The organism is Clostridium tetanomorphum (assembly GCF_017873215.1).
GTDB classification, from domain to species: Bacteria; Bacillota; Clostridia; order Clostridiales; family Clostridiaceae; genus Clostridium_AO; species Clostridium_AO tetanomorphum.
Window position 1 is genome coordinate 1 of record NZ_JAGGKA010000028.1, and the last position, 14973, is coordinate 14973.

General features: G+C 28.9%; 13 protein-coding genes, 1 pseudogene and 1 riboswitch. Of the genes and pseudogenes, 12 read left to right on the forward strand and 2 right to left on the reverse strand.

Translation table 11 applies throughout. From position 1 onward, the window contains the following. Positions 1-200 precede the first annotated feature (200 nt). The 7 genes and pseudogenes from J2Z24_RS19155 to J2Z24_RS19185 all read left to right on the forward strand — a co-directional run bounded on the left by J2Z24_RS19155 (position 201) and on the right by J2Z24_RS19185 (position 8863). Complete coding sequence (locus J2Z24_RS19155) at positions 201-1049, forward strand: 3-hydroxybutyryl-CoA dehydrogenase (RefSeq protein WP_111947452.1); 849 nt, start codon at positions 201-203, stop codon at positions 1047-1049. An 80-nt stretch (positions 1050-1129) separates the two neighbouring features. Next, positions 1130-2107 (forward strand): annotated as a pseudogene (locus J2Z24_RS19160) (sigma-54 interaction domain-containing protein); the annotation flags it as partial. A 356-nt stretch (positions 2108-2463) separates the two neighbouring features. Next, positions 2464-3633, forward strand: a complete 1170-nt coding sequence (locus tag J2Z24_RS19165; protein ID WP_035148406.1) for an iron-containing alcohol dehydrogenase — start codon at positions 2464-2466, stop codon at positions 3631-3633. A gap of 185 nt (positions 3634-3818) precedes the next feature. Then, positions 3819-4709 (forward strand): sulfide/dihydroorotate dehydrogenase-like FAD/NAD-binding protein, encoded by an 891-nt coding sequence (locus tag J2Z24_RS19170; protein WP_035148404.1) that lies wholly within the window; start codon positions 3819-3821, stop codon positions 4707-4709. Continuing rightward, positions 4709-6100, forward strand: coding sequence for an NADPH-dependent glutamate synthase (gene gltA, locus J2Z24_RS19175; protein WP_035144521.1), 1392 nt, complete (start codon positions 4709-4711; stop codon positions 6098-6100). The genes J2Z24_RS19170 and gltA overlap by 1 nt, the downstream gene beginning before the upstream one ends. A 131-nt stretch (positions 6101-6231) precedes the next feature. Next, positions 6232-7152 carry a DNA-3-methyladenine glycosylase family protein gene (locus J2Z24_RS19180; protein WP_035144519.1) on the forward strand — a complete coding sequence of 307 codons (921 nt, stop codon included), beginning with the start codon at positions 6232-6234 and terminating at the stop codon, positions 7150-7152. A gap of 223 nt (positions 7153-7375) precedes the next feature. Beyond that, positions 7376-8863, forward strand: coding sequence for a 4Fe-4S dicluster domain-containing protein (locus J2Z24_RS19185; protein ID WP_035144518.1), 1488 nt, complete (start codon positions 7376-7378; stop codon positions 8861-8863). 50 nt (positions 8864-8913) lie between these two features. Here J2Z24_RS19185 and J2Z24_RS19190 read toward each other — a convergent pair whose 3' ends face one another. Further along, entirely contained in the window at positions 8914-9546 is a 633-nt protein-coding gene (locus tag J2Z24_RS19190; protein WP_035144516.1) for a TIGR01906 family membrane protein, read from the reverse strand. 342 nt (positions 9547-9888) lie between these two features. Here J2Z24_RS19190 and groES point away from each other — a divergent pair, with 342 nt between their 5' ends. Both groES and groL read left to right on the forward strand, forming a co-directional pair. Then, a complete protein-coding gene (gene groES / locus J2Z24_RS19195) occupies positions 9889-10173 on the forward strand; it encodes a co-chaperone GroES (RefSeq protein ID WP_035144515.1) in 285 nt (94 codons plus the stop codon). Positions 10174-10229: 56 nt separating this feature from the next. After that, a complete protein-coding gene (gene groL, locus J2Z24_RS19200) occupies positions 10230-11858 on the forward strand; it encodes a chaperonin GroEL (RefSeq protein WP_035144513.1) in 1629 nt (542 codons plus the stop codon). A 54-nt stretch (positions 11859-11912) separates the two neighbouring features. Here the strand turns inward: groL and J2Z24_RS19205 are convergent, their stop codons facing one another. Then, a complete protein-coding gene (locus J2Z24_RS19205) occupies positions 11913-12641 on the reverse strand; it encodes a tRNA lysidine(34) synthetase (RefSeq protein ID WP_035144512.1) in 729 nt (242 codons plus the stop codon). 214 nt (positions 12642-12855) lie between these two features. Then, positions 12856-12940: riboswitch (cyclic di-GMP riboswitch) on the forward strand. A gap of 93 nt (positions 12941-13033) precedes the next feature. On the opposite strand from J2Z24_RS19205, the gene J2Z24_RS19210 reads away from it, so the two are divergent. From J2Z24_RS19210 to J2Z24_RS19220, 3 genes are read left to right on the forward strand one after another with little or no spacing between them, the layout of a single operon-like run. Then, complete coding sequence (locus tag J2Z24_RS19210; RefSeq protein ID WP_035144511.1) at positions 13034-13408, forward strand: response regulator; 375 nt, start codon at positions 13034-13036, stop codon at positions 13406-13408. Next, positions 13398-14033, forward strand: a complete 636-nt coding sequence (locus J2Z24_RS19215; protein WP_035144510.1) for a chemotaxis protein CheC — start codon at positions 13398-13400, stop codon at positions 14031-14033. The genes J2Z24_RS19210 and J2Z24_RS19215 overlap by 11 nt, the downstream gene beginning before the upstream one ends. Continuing rightward, positions 14026-14958: a diguanylate cyclase domain-containing protein gene (locus tag J2Z24_RS19220; RefSeq protein WP_035144508.1), complete on the forward strand. Its 933-nt coding sequence runs from the start codon at positions 14026-14028 to the stop codon at positions 14956-14958. Before J2Z24_RS19215 ends, J2Z24_RS19220 begins: the two co-directional genes overlap by 8 nt. Positions 14959-14973: the final 15 nt, after the last annotated feature.

Below are 14973 nucleotides of genomic sequence, written 5' to 3' on the forward strand. Positions count from 1 at the left end.
CAATCATGCAGGTTGCAGACCTTGGTATAGTAGGAGACTTTAAGAAAGTAATTCCTGAATTAATAGCTGAAATTAAAGCTACTATGAACTAATAAGAATTAAAAATACATGTTTGTATCTTTAAGGTGCAAACATGTATATTTTAATACATCTTTTACTAATTATATTAATATAAAATTTATATAAAGGAGGTACATATCATGAAAAAGATATGTGTACTTGGTGCAGGAACAATGGGAGCTGGAATAGCTCAAGCTTTTGCAGTAAAAGGATATGAAGTTGTTCTAAGAGATATTAAAGATGAGTTTGTTGAAAGAGGATTAGCTGGAATTAATAAGAGCTTATCAAAGTTAGTTGCTAAAGGAAAGATGACTCAGGAAGACATGGATGCAGTTCTTTCAAGATTAACTGGAACAGTAGATATAAATATGGCAGCTGATTGCGACTTAGTAGTTGAAGCAGCTGTTGAAAGAATGGACCTTAAGAGAGAAATATTTGGAGAATTAGATAGAATATGTAAAGCAGAAACAATATTAGCTTCTAATACTTCATCACTTTCAATAACTGAAATAGCTACTTCAACGAAGAGAGCAGATAAAGTTATAGGAATGCATTTCTTTAATCCAGCTCCAGTTATGAAACTTGTTGAAATAATCAGAGGAATGGCTACTTCACAGGAAACTTTTGATGCTGTTAAAGAAGTATCAGTAGCAATTGGAAAAGATCCAGTAGAAGTTGCAGAAGCTCCAGGATTCGTTGTAAACAGAATATTAATTCCAATGATTAATGAAGCAGTTGGTATTTATGCAGAAGGAATAGCTTCAGCAGAAGATATTGATAAGGCTATGATGCTTGGTGCTAATCATCCAATGGGACCTCTTGCTTTAGGAGATCTTATAGGATTAGATGTTTGCCTTGCAATAATGGATGTATTATATACTGAAACAGGAGATTCAAAATATAGAGCTCATTCACTTTTAAGAAAATATGTAAGAGCTGGTTGGTTAGGAAGAAAAACTGGAAGAGGATTCCACAACTACGCAAAATAATTATAAAGCCATTGGATATCCCAATGGCTTTTATTTATGGATGGTGAAATTATATGGCGCATTTAGAGAATAGTTTCAAATTAATTGATATTGATAATAATGAGGAGATTCTAAAAACAAAATATAATTTTGATGATATAATAACTAGAAATATGGAGATGAAGAAAATCATATGGCAATGTAAAAAGGTTGCAAATAGCCAATCGGTTGTACTTATTCAAGGAGAAAGTGGTACAGGAAAAGAGATAATTGCACAATCAATTCATAATTACAGTGATAGATATAATAAACCTTTTATAGCGATCAACTGTGGAGCTATTCCTCATAACTTAATAGAAAGTGAACTTTTTGGTTATGAAGAAGGAGCTTTTACAGGAGCAAAAAAAGGAGGGCATACAGGTAAATTTCAAAATGCACATGGAGGAACTTTATTTTTAGATGAAATAGGGGATATGCCATTATCTATGCAGGTAAAATTATTACGTGTTTTGCAAGAAGGATATATTGTAAAAATTGGAGGAAATAAATCAATACCAATAAATATAAGAATTATTGCTGCCACAAATAAAGATTTAAAAGAGCAAGTAAGAAAAAATCAATTTAGAGAAGATCTTTATTATAGACTTAAAGTTATTCCAATTTACATTCCTCCTTTAAGGCAAAGAAAAGAAGATATAAAGTTACTATTAGAGCATTTTTTAAAAGAAAAGTCTTTGAAATTGAATAAAAAAGAACCTAAAATAAGAGAGGATTTATATTATAAAATTATAAACTATAATTGGCCAGGAAATGTAAGAGAGCTAGAGAACTATGTTGAAAATATTGTAAATTTTGATGGAGAAAGTAGTTTTATTTTAGATGATAATGAGAAAGGGAAAAAAACTATATATGAAAACGCTGATAATGAATATATATGTACTCTTGAGGAATTAGAAACAAAAGCTATAATATGTTGTATGAATAAATTTAATAGAAATATATCTACAGTATCAAAAGTTTTAGGAATTAGTAGAAACACTTTATATAATAAGTTAAAAAAGTATAATATCGAACTATAGATAAAATGTAAAAAAATTAACAAAATTTTATTATGTTTTTTTAAACTATTAAAAAATAATGTAAATTGTTGTTTTTATTACCATAAAGCGTAGTAATATATTAAATTATTTTTTATATTCAAATAATATTTTGTAAAATATATTTCTTTATTTGTGTTCAAAAAATAAACAGTGCTAAATTATTTAACATAAATAAAAGCTAGATATGATAATAAATAGAACAGAATAAAAAAGTTTTGTTTTAGTAAATTGAGAATCATTGAAATATAAGGATTATTTCAATGGCATGAAATTTGCTATTAAAATAAGTGTTAAAAAAATATCAAAGTGTTGTTTAAGGTTAGGAGGAAGATAAAATGAATAGATTTACAATTCCAAGAGACATCTATTATGGTAAAGGTTCCTTAGAAGTCTTAAAAAATATAAAAGGTAAAAAGGCTGTTATAGTAATAGGTGGAGGATCCATGAAAAGATTTGGCTTTTTAGATAAAGTAGAATCTTATTTAAAGGAAGCAGGAATAGAGACAAGACTAATTGAGGGAGTAGAACCAGACCCATCAGTAGAAACAGTAATGAATGGTGCAAAAGTTATGAGAGAATTTGAACCGGATTGGATTGTTTCAATAGGTGGAGGGTCTCCTATAGATGCAGCTAAAGCTATGTGGCTATTCTACGAGCATCCAGATTTTACTTTTAAAGAAGCAGCAGAAAAGGTATTAGCATTACCAGAATTAAGAAATAAAGCAAAGTTTATTGCTATACCATCTACTAGTGGTACAGCAACAGAAGTTACAGCATTTGCTGTTATAACAGATTATAAAGAAGAAATAAAATATCCATTAGCAGATTTTAATTTGACTCCAGATATTGCAATAGTAGATCCAGAGCTAGCAGAAACTATGCCTAAAAAACTTACTGCACATACTGGAATGGATGCATTAACTCATGCTATAGAAGCTTATGTAGCGGGACTTAGAACAAACTTTACAGATCCTTTAGCTATACAAGCTATTTGCATGGTAAAAGACTATTTAGTGAAATCATACGATGAAGATAAAGAATCTAGAGAAAGAATGCATGAAGCTCAATGTCTTGCTGGAATGGCATTTTCTAATGCATTGCTTGGAATAACTCATAGTATGGCTCACAAAATAGGAGCTGTATTCCATATACCTCATGGATGTGCAAATGCTATCTTCCTACCTTATGTTATAGATTTTAATAAAAAAGTTTGCTTAGATAGATATGCAACTATTGCTAGATTTTTAGGATTGAGTGGTAATACAGAAGATGAATTAGTAGATTCATTGACTGATATGATAAGAGAATTGAATAAGAAATTAGACATTCCTTTAAATTTAAAAGATTATGGAATAAATGAAGGAAAATTTAAGGAAAAAGTTCAATTTATGGCTCATAATGCAGTGTTAGATGCATGTACTTCCTCAAATCCAAGAAAAATTAATGAAGAAGAAATGATGAATATGTATAATTATGCATATAGCGGTAAGAAAATAGATTTTTAAAATTTAATATTTTGATCTATGAAAAGACTCTCTTAATACCTTATTAAGAGAGTTTTCTATAGACTTAATATTGTATTTGTAAAATCTACAATTTATAATGATGTTGATAAAATATATAAAATATATATAATGAATATTATATAAAAAATAAAAATATTTAGATAAGAGGATACGGAGGAATAGAAATGTATAAAATATTAGAAAAAAGATTATTAGCTCCGAATATTTATTTAATGGATGTTAGGGTGCCTAGAGTAGCAAAATCCGCACAACCAGGACAATTTGTAATAGTAAGAGTTGATGATAAAAGTGAGAGAATACCTCTTACTATTTGTGATTATGACAGAGAAAAAGAAACAGTAACTATAGTATTTCAAGTAGTAGGTAATTCTACTAAAAAGATGTCAAAATTGGAAGTTGGAGATCATTTTCAGGATTTTGCAGGACCATTGGGACAGCCTTCTGATTTGGTACATGAAAGCATAGAAGAATTAAAAAATAAAAATATTATCTTTATAGCTGGAGGAGTAGGTGCAGCACCAGTGTATCCTCAAGTTAAATGGGCTAATTTATTAGGGTTAAAGGTAGATGTTATAGTTGGAAGCAAATCTAAAGAGTATTTACTTTTAGAAGAAGAAATGAGAAAAGAAGCAGGGAATTTATATATAACAACAGACGATGGTTCTTATGGAAATAAAGGATTAGTTACAGATGTGTTGAAAAATTTAATAGAAAATGAAAACAAAAAATATGATTTAGTGGTAGCTATAGGACCTATGATAATGATGAAATTTGTAGCAAAACTTACACAGGAGTATGGTATAAAGACTGTGGTTAGTTTAAATACATTAATGGTAGATGGTACAGGAATGTGTGGTGCTTGTAGAGTAACAGTAGGTGGAGAAACTAAATTTACTTGTTTAGATGGACCAGAATTTGATGGACATCTTGTAGATTTTGAAGAATCCATAAGAAGACAGGGAATGTATAAAACAGAAGAAGGAAAACAATTGTTGGAACAACAAGAGAGAGAAGAAGGACATGTATGTCATGTAGGACTCGGAGGTGAAGAATAATGGATAGAATGAAAAGAATAGATATAAAAGAACAAAATGCCGAGGAAAGAATAAAGAACTTTAAAGAAGTATGTTTAGGATATACAGAAGAAGAGGCAGTAAAGGAAGCAGAAAGATGTTTAAATTGTAAAAATCCTCTTTGCGTACCTAAATGTCCTGTAGTTATAGATATACCTAATTTCATCAAACATATAAAAGAAAGAGATTTTAAAGGGGCAGCGGAAATAATAAATGAAGCAAGCTCTTTACCAGCTATATGTGGTAGAGTATGTCCTCAAGAAAGTCAGTGTGAACAGAAATGTATATTAGGTATAAAAGGAGAGCCAATTGCTATAGGAAAATTAGAGAGATTTGTTGGAGACTGGTCTAGAGAACATAATATAGATTTATCTCAGTCAGGTAAAAATGAAAAGAAAAACAAAAAAGTAGCTGTAATAGGAAGTGGCCCAGCAGGACTTACTTGTGCTGGAGATTTAGCAAAAAAGGGATATGAGGTTACTATATTTGAAGCTCTTCATGAACCAGGTGGAGTTTTAGTGTATGGTATACCTGAATTTAGATTGCCAAAAGATACTGTAGTTAAGCATGAGATAGAAAATGTAAAAAAATTAGGTGTTGAAATTGAAACAGATGTTATTATAGGTAAAACTGTAACTATTGATGAACTTATGGAAGAAGAAGGATTTGAAGCTATATTTATTGGGTCAGGAGCGGGACTTCCAAAATTTATGGGAATACCAGGTGAAAATCTTAGTGGAGTATTCTCAGCTAATGAATATTTAACTAGAAATAATTTGATGAAGGCTTTTAGAGAAGATTATGATACACCAATAAAAGCAGGAAAAAAAGTAGCTGTTGTTGGTGGAGGAAATGTGGCTATGGATGCTGCTAGAACGGCTAGAAGACTGGGAGCAGAAGTACATATAGTGTACAGAAGATCAGAAGATGAATTGCCAGCAAGAAGAGAAGAAATTCATCATGCTAAAGAAGAAGGAATAATATTTGACCTTCTTACTAATCCAGTAGAAATATTAGGAGATGAAAATGGCTGGGTAAAATCTATGAAATGTATAAGAATGGAATTAGGAGAGCCGGATTCATCAGGAAGAAGAAGACCTATAGAAATAAAGGGATCAGAATTTATAATGGAATTAGATACAGTTATAATGTCTCTAGGAACTTCTCCAAATCCACTTATAACATCAACCACTAAGGGATTAGAGTCAAATAAATGGGGATGTATATGTGCTAGTGAAGATACAGGGAAAACATCTAGAGAAGGTGTATTTGCTGGAGGAGATGCAGTAACTGGAGCAGCTACTGTTATTCTTGCTATGGAAGCAGGAAAAAAAGCAGCAAAAGCTATAGATGAATTTTTAACAAATAAGTAGGAATAATAAAATTACAGAGTAGAGGCTATAGATAACGGAGTACAGATAAGAAGACTTTATCTGTACTCCATACTTTGTTATTTATATTTTAAAATCTATGTGTAATTTTTAAAAAAGGAGTGATTTTATTTATGGATTTTGATTTTGTGGAGGAATTTACTGAAGATAACATATCAGGAGTTGTAGTAAAAAATGTGAAGAATTTCGAATTAGCACATATATTTGAATGTGGACAATGTTTTAGATGGAATAAACAGGAAGATGGTAATTATATTGGTGTAGCTTTCGAAAAGGTAATAGAAGTACAAAAACAAGATAATGATGTAGTAATATATAATACAGATGAAAAAGAATTTAAAGATGTATGGGCAAATTATTTTCATCTATATAGAGATTATTCAGAAATTAAAAGTATACTAAGTAAGGATGAATTGCTAAAAAAATCTGTAGATTTTGGATATGGTATTAGGTTATTACAACAAGAACCTTTTGAATTAATTGTATCATTTATAATATCTGCAAATAATAGAATACCTATGATAAAAAGAGCTATAGAAAATATAAGCAAAAAATGGGGAGAAGCTATATTATATAAAGGAAACACTTATTACAGTTTTCCTTCAATAGAAAAGTTAAAAGAGGCAACAGAAGAAGAATTAGAGGCTTGTGGAACAGGATTTAGGGCTAAATACATAAAAGATACTGTGGCAAAAATATATTATAATAGAGATTCTGATATGGATGACTATAGTGAAATTTTTGATATAAATTGGATTAAAAATCAAGAAGATGATAAGTGTCACAGTGTACTTCAAGGATTTATGGGAATAGGTCCTAAGGTAGCAGATTGTATTATGTTATTTTCCATGGGGAAATATTCTGCTTTTCCTGTAGATGTATGGGTAAAAAGAGCTATGCAACACTTTTATTTAGCTCCAGATGTATCATTGAAAAAGATAAGGGACTTTGCTAGAAATAAATTTGGCGAATTATCAGGTTTTGCTCAACAATATTTATTCTATTATGCTAGAGAAAATCACATTATAGTGTAAAAAAACTATTAAGAGTGTGTAAATGAAAGATATATTTATAAAATGTAAATAAATATAAAAATTTTTCTATAAAAACATTTAAAATATGTATTAATTTTTTTTGAGTTTCTGTTATAATAGTATATGTTAAAGAATTAACGACTTTAATAAGCTGTACTAATATAAAAGTAATTTATTTGACACAATTAAATTACTTTTTTGAAAATTAGGAGGAATTAAAATAATGATAACATTTGAAACTCAATTAAAAAAATTAAAGTATCTTGTGTTAAAAGAAGTAGCTAAAATGACTTTAGAAAATAGACTTAATAAAGAAGAATTAGAAAAAGTACCTTTTGAAATAATACAGGGAGATAAAGCAGAATATAGATGCTGTGTTTATAAAGAAAGAGCAATAGTATATGAAAGAGCTAAACTTGCTATAGGATGCCTACCTAATGGACAAATGGCAGATGAATTTGTTAATGTAGAAAAAGATGATCAGATAATATATGTAATAGATGCAGCTTGTGATAAATGTCCAATAAATAGATTTGTTGTTACAGAGGCTTGTAGGGGATGTATACAGCATAAATGTATGGAAGTCTGTCCAGCAGGAGCAATAACAAGAGCTGCAGGTAGAGCATATATAAATCATGAAACTTGTAAAGAATGTGGATTATGTAAGGAAGTTTGTCCTTATAATGCTGTAGCAGAAGTTATGAGACCATGTAGAAGAGTCTGTCCAACTGGAGCTCTTCAAATGAATCCAGAAGATAGCAAAGCTACAATAAATAAAGAAGAATGCGTGAATTGTGGAGCTTGTATGGGAGCATGTCCTTTTGGTGCTATATCTGATAAGAGTTTTATTGTAGATGTAACTCGTGCATTAATGGAAAAAAAGAAGATATATGCAGTAGTAGCTCCTTCAATAACAGGACAATTTGGACCTAAGGTATCTGTAGGACAAGTAAAATCAGCTTTTAAAGAAATGGGATTTGAGGATATGATTGAGGCTGCTTGTGGAGCAGATGCTGTTGCTGTACATGAAGGAAATGAGTTCATTGAAAGAATGGAAAATGGAGATAAGTATATGACAAACTCCTGCTGTTCAGGATTTTTAAATTATATAGAAAAGAAGTTCCCCGACCAGATTGAAAGAGCTTCAAGTACAGTATCACCAATGATTGCTGTAGGCAGAATGATTAAAAATGTGGATAAAGATTCAGTAGTAGTATTTGTAGGACCATGTACGGCAAAGAAAAATGAAATTAAAAGAGATAGTATAAAAGATGCAGTGGATTATGTCATGACCTTTGAGGAAATCACTGCTCTTATGGGGGCGTTTGATATAGACCCTGAGAAATGTGAAGCTTTAGAAATAAATGATGCTTCAAGTTTCGGAAGAGGATTTGCTCAAGGTGGAGGAGTAATTGCTGCAATACAAAATTATATAAAGAACAAAGAAGAAAAAATTGAATTTAAGCCACTTAGAGTAAGTGGACCAGATGAAATTAAGAGAGCAATGATAATGGCAAAGGTGGGAAGACTTTCTGGCAACTTCATAGAAGGAATGATGTGTGAAGGTGGCTGTATAGGTGGTCCTGCTGCTATGGTACCTATTATAAAATCAAGAGCTCAGTTAACAAAGTTTAGTAAAGAGTCAACAAAAAAAGATGTGTTAGATAATGAAAATTTAAAGAAATATGAAGGTTTAAATTTAGAAAGATAGTTATTAGAAAATGTAGACAAACTCTTATTTGTCTACATTTTATTTTTTTGTTATTTAGAACTTCTTTTGTAAATTATCCAACATAACATACTAAAGAAAACAATAAGTATGTTAATTAATATAGCACAATGTAAAAAAAATTCCTCTGGCAATATTTTTATAATAGGGTCTTTTTCAACGTCAAAGATCCAATAATCATTATTAAAAAATATTTTGTGAAATAGAGTAAATGCATTATCAAAATTAACAAATAAAGTGCTAAAAAGTAATATAGGTATAGTTAATAGCGTAATGCTTGAATATTTAAGAATAGAAAAGTTTTTATGTTTAATTAAGTAGTATAACGTGATTAAACCTATTATAGAACTTATATAAAACAAATAATCTATCTTCATAAAAATATGTTTCACTTCATAAAAATGAATTCTACCTTCCTGAGAAAATGGTAATGTTGGTATTTTAAAATTTATGTTGCTTTTTGACGTAATAAAATCAATTAAGTAGTTATAGTTTATTTTAATTTCATTGATATTAAAACCTGACTCTTTTGGAATATTTAGATGGTTTATATCAAAATAATATAATAGTTTAAAATGTACAGTAAATTTGATTGAAATAATAATAAGTAATAAAGCTAAATTAGCAGTTAGAAAAAAATTTGATAATAATTTAAATTTATTCATAATATGTAAGCTCCTTGGGAAATATTAAATATGTACTAAATGAATTTTAATCTATAGTTTAAATTATATATAGTAATATATTTTTGTAAATATAATTTTAAAATATACTATTAAAAAGAAAAAACAAGAAAATAATAGTAAAACACTAAAATAGTTAGATATATTCATATAAATGGATTAAATCGCTATTAAATAGAAAATTACTCTTGTTATTAGATTTGATATTATAAATACTATTATTTATTATAATAATTGTATTAGCACTCATAATTAATGAGTGCTAACAAAAATATGTTATTATTATTATATATATATTCTAAAATACATTGAGGAGGGGTTTAGATGAAAATTAGACCACTTGGAGACAGAGTTGTTATTAAAAGAATTGAAGTTGAGGAGACTACAAAGAGCGGAATAGTTCTTCCAGGAACAGCAAAGGAAAAACCACAAGAAGCTGAAGTTGTAGCTGTAGGACCAGGCGGAATAGTTAATGGCAAAGAAGTTAAAATGGAACTAAAAGCAGGAGACAGAGTATTGTTCTCAAAGTATGCAGGCAATGAAGTGAAGATTGACGGAACAGAATATACAATATTAAGACAGGATGATATTTTAGCTGTAATAGAGTAAAGTTAATTAATGAATGTTAATTAGAATGAATATAAGATATTTGGGAGGTATTTGAAATGGCAAAAAGCTTATTATTTGGTGAAGATGCAAGAAGAGCTATGCAAAGAGGTGTAGATAAACTTGCGGATACTGTTAAAGTTACACTTGGACCAAAAGGAAGAAATGTTGTTTTAGATAAAAAATTTGGTTCACCATTAATAACTAATGATGGTGTTACTATAGCAAGAGAAATAGAATTAGAAGATGCTTATGAAAATATGGGAGCACAACTTGTAAAAGAAGTTGCTACAAAGACTAATGATGTAGCAGGAGATGGAACGACTACAGCTACATTACTTGCGCAGGCTATAATAAGAGAAGGATTAAAGAATGTAACAGCTGGAGCAAACCCAATGCTTGTTAGACGTGGTATTCAAATGGCTGTAAATAAAGCTGTAGAAGGAATCAAAAATATTTCAAAACAGGTTGATGGTAAGGAAGATATAGCAAGAGTTGCTGCTATTTCAGCTGCTGACGAAGAAATAGGTAAGCTTATAGCAGATGCTATGGAAAAAGTAGGTAATGAGGGTGTTATTACTGTAGAAGAATCAAAGAGTATGGGAACTGAATTAGACGTTGTTGAAGGCATGCAGTTTGACAGAGGTTATGTAAGTCCATATATGGTTACTGATGCAGAAAAAATGGAAGCAGCTTTAGATGATGCATATATTTTAATTACTGACAAGAAGATATCTAACATTCAAGACTTATTACCAGTACTTGAAAAAATAGTTCAACAAGGTAAGAGATTATTAATAATAGCTGAAGATGTAGAAGGTGAAGCATTAGCAACATTAGTTGTTAATAAATTAAGAGGAACATTTAATTGTGTAGCAGTTAAAGCTCCAGGTTTCGGTGATAGAAGAAAAGAAATGCTTCAAGACATAGCAATTCTTACTGGTGGAGAAGTTATATCAGAAGAATTAGGAAGAGATTTAAAAGATGTTACATTAGAAATGTTAGGTTCAGCAGAATCAGTTAAGATTACAAAGGAAACTACTACTATAGTTAATGGTAGAGGAACTAAATTAGATATCGAAGGAAGAGTAGCTCAGATAAAAGCTCAGATAGAAGAAACAACTTCTGATTTCGATAGAGAAAAATTACAGGAAAGACTTGCAAAACTTGCAGGTGGAGTAGCTGTAATAAAAGTTGGTGCTGCTACAGAAACTGAATTAAAAGAAAGAAAGTTAAGAATAGAAGACGCTTTAGCAGCTACAAAAGCAGCTGTTGAAGAAGGAATAGTATCAGGCGGTGGAACAGCTTATATTACTGTAATGCCGGAAGTAGAGAAATTAACTTCGGATGTACCAGATATGAAAGTTGGTATAGACATTATAAGAAAGGCTCTTGAAGAACCAGTAAGACAAATAGCTTGCAATGCTGGAGTTGAAGGTTCAGTTGTAATTGAGAAAGTTAGAAACAGTGAAGTAGGCGTTGGATATGATGCTTTACATGATAAATATGTAAATATGATAAAAGTTGGTATAGTTGACCCAACTAAGGTTACAAGATCTGCTTTACAGAATGCTGCATCTGTTGCTGCTACATTCTTAACAACAGAAGCTGCTGTTGCTGATATTCCAGAAAAGAATAATAACCCAATGCCAGCAGCACCAGGAATGGGAATGGACGGAATGTACTAAACCTGTGCTCTGCAATTTATAAAAATAAAAAAGTGCTTCGGCACTTTTTTATTTTTACCACATATTTTTTAAGTCTACATTTGTTAATGATGTTAATATCTTTTTTTGTGCATCTGGATAAGTTTTTTCTAGACTTATTAAAAGGTTTTTCATTTCTTCTCTAGTAGTTTTTTCATCTTCAGGACATAAATTTTTTATAATAGGAAAGTTATTTTCCTTAACAAATTTTTCTATAAAGTCTTCTCTAATAAGAACTAAAGGCCTTATTATATTTATACCTTTATCCTTATAATAAATATTAGGATGAAAGGTTCCAAGCTTTCCTACTTTTAAAGCATTCATAAATAAAGTCTCAATTACATCGTCACTGTTATGACCTAATGCTAATTTATTAAAATTGTTTACTTTAGCAATTCTTATTAAAGCTCCTTTCCTTAATTTTGAGCATAAAGAGCAAGGGTTTTTTTCTTTTCTATCATGAAATACTACTTCTGCTATATTAGTTTTTTCAATTATTAAAGGAATACTATTTTCATTACAGAAATGTTTCAAAGGAGAAAAGTCCATACCTAAGTCCATATCTATAGTAATTGCTGTTATAGTGAAATCTTTTACTGCAGTAAGTTGAATAAGTTTTAAAACAAATAATAAAAATACACTATCCTTACCGCCAGATAGACCTACTCCTACTCTATCTTGGGACTGAATCATATTATATTTGTCTATAATATATCTAACATCTTTTAAAAACATTCTATTATATTTTCTTTCAAAAGTTATCATAAATTTAATGCTCCTTTCTTAAATATAATTTAATATATTTAGTAACATTTTTAAATATATAATATAACACCTAAATTGTCTACTAAAACTAAACTTATTAATTAGAATGGCTAAGAGAACTTTAAAATATAGAAAATTATACTAAACAGACTATTGAAATAAATTATATTAAATGATAATATTTAACCATAATTTAAGATATTTAAAATATTTAAAATATAAGGGGAACTGTGAAATACATATTTGATTTGGGCATCTTTAGTATGTATGGAGTTAGTGATGCAACCCACCCTATATTCATAATTTTTATGAATATAGGGTTTTCATTTTTTTAAATATAATTTGTCCCAAGAATTATTTAATATATTGTTGTAAGGGAGGTATATATTAAAATGGATATTTTAATTATTGACGACTCTGCTTTTTCTCAAAGAATAATAGCCAATTTAGTACAAAAATATTTAGAGCATGTAAAAATTTATTTTGCAAAGGATGGAGAAGAAGGATTAGAAAAATATAAAGCTATTAAACCGGAGTATACATTTGTAGATTTATTGATGCCTAAGTTAAATGGAGAAGGCTTAATAAAGCTAATAAATGAATATAATTCAAATGCAAAGATAATTGTAGTTTCGGCAGATGTACAGAAGAGTATAAAAGAAGACATGAATAAATATGGGATAATGTCATTTATAAACAAGCCCTTTACAGAAGAAAAGGCAAAATACATATGTGAAATAATAAGGAATGACAAAAATGATAGATAAAGTAACAAGAGAGGATATACTAAAAGAGTTATTTAATATAAGTGTAGGAAAATCCGCAAGTATTCTTTCGGAGATAATTAATAGAAAAATATTATTAAATGTGCCTAATTTAAAAATTTTAGATTTAAAGAATAAATGGGAAGAATTAGATAAATATCTTCCTAATGTTTTGCATGGCACTATGATGGTATCATCTATTTCATTTAAAAAGGAATTAACAGGGAAAGCAAATTTGATTTTTCCTGCGGATAAAATGAGAACTTTCATAAATCTATGCTTAAATGAGAACAATAAAAATTGCTTTTGTGATATGAATTTTACAGACATAGATTTTGATGTTATTAAGGAAATTGGCAATATAATATTAAATTCAATTATTGGGGAAATAGGAAATTATTTAAATTTAAAATTAACTTATACTTTGCCAGAAGTGAAAGTATTTAACAAAGAAGATTTTAAAAAAACTATGGAAAGTAAAGAATATATGCATATATTGATGTTATATATAACCTTTAATATAGACAATTCTCAAATATCAGGAGCTATAATAATTAATCTTACTTTAAGCTCCTTAAATGAAATATTAAATAAAATAGAAATGATAGAAGATGATTTCTGTGGATAAAGCCTTATATGAGATATTAGACAATATAAACGAAGGCATAATAATATTAAATGAAAATTTGAGAGTCTTATTTTGGAATAATCATATGGAACATCTAACTAATATATCTGAAGAAAAAATAATAAATAATCATATATATGATGTTATTCCAAGTCTAAATAAAGGTTATTTTAAACAGGCAATAGATTCTGTAATTAATAATGGAAGTAAAATGTTTTTTTCTGCAGCTATGCATAAGAACTTAATTGACAGTAACAGAAACTTAAATTTAAAAATAAGTAAAATAAATATGAATAATTTAAATTATATACTTATGGAGTTTATTGATGTAACAAATCAATTTTTACGTATAGAACAGTTAAAAAAGTATATTGATGAATTGTATTTTTTAAATAAAGAATTGAAAGAAAAAGAAAAAACTATTAATAAACTAGCCTATTATGACAGCTTGACAGGTATAGCAAATAGGAATTTATTTTACAACATAGCAGAAAAATTTTTTATAAATGCTAAAAGAAACAATGGTTTGTTAGGATTGATGTTCATAGATGTTGATAAATTTAAAAGTATCAATGATACATATGGACACAAAAGTGGAGATGAAGCGTTAATTCATGTGTCTAAAATATTAAAAAGGTCTATAAGAAGAGGGGATGTAGTTGCTAGATTTGGAGGAGACGAATTTGTAATATTATTACCCTTTATAAAGAGTTATGATGATTCTAAGCTTATAGCCTCAAGAATTATTACGCCGAAAAATAAGACATTAAATTGCAGAGAAGGAAAAATAAGTGTATCATTAAGTATAGGATTAAGTTTGTTTCCATATGATGGCCAAAATATTGATGAATTAGTAAGGAAAGCAGATAAAGCAATGTATGTAGCAAAAAATAAAGGTGGAGATAATTATTTTTCATTTTTATAATATAAAATTAATTTG

Coding starts and splice junctions, on each gene's coding strand:
- J2Z24_RS19155 (WP_111947452.1), top strand. CDS start 201: ATGAAAAAGATATGTGTACTTGGTGCAGGAACAATGGGAGCTGGAATA.
- J2Z24_RS19165 (WP_035148406.1), top strand. CDS start 2,464: ATGAATAGATTTACAATTCCAAGAGACATCTATTATGGTAAAGGTTCC.
- J2Z24_RS19170 (WP_035148404.1), top strand. CDS start 3,819: ATGTATAAAATATTAGAAAAAAGATTATTAGCTCCGAATATTTATTTA.
- gltA (WP_035144521.1), top strand. CDS start 4,709: ATGGATAGAATGAAAAGAATAGATATAAAAGAACAAAATGCCGAGGAA.
- J2Z24_RS19180 (WP_035144519.1), top strand. CDS start 6,232: ATGGATTTTGATTTTGTGGAGGAATTTACTGAAGATAACATATCAGGA.
- J2Z24_RS19185 (WP_035144518.1), top strand. CDS start 7,376: ATGATAACATTTGAAACTCAATTAAAAAAATTAAAGTATCTTGTGTTA.
- J2Z24_RS19190 (WP_035144516.1), bottom strand. CDS start 9,546: ATGAATAAATTTAAATTATTATCAAATTTTTTTCTAACTGCTAATTTA.
- groES (WP_035144515.1), top strand. CDS start 9,889: ATGAAAATTAGACCACTTGGAGACAGAGTTGTTATTAAAAGAATTGAA.
- groL (WP_035144513.1), top strand. CDS start 10,230: ATGGCAAAAAGCTTATTATTTGGTGAAGATGCAAGAAGAGCTATGCAA.
- J2Z24_RS19205 (WP_035144512.1), bottom strand. CDS start 12,641: ATGATAACTTTTGAAAGAAAATATAATAGAATGTTTTTAAAAGATGTT.
- J2Z24_RS19210 (WP_035144511.1), top strand. CDS start 13,034: ATGGATATTTTAATTATTGACGACTCTGCTTTTTCTCAAAGAATAATA.
- J2Z24_RS19215 (WP_035144510.1), top strand. CDS start 13,398: ATGATAGATAAAGTAACAAGAGAGGATATACTAAAAGAGTTATTTAAT.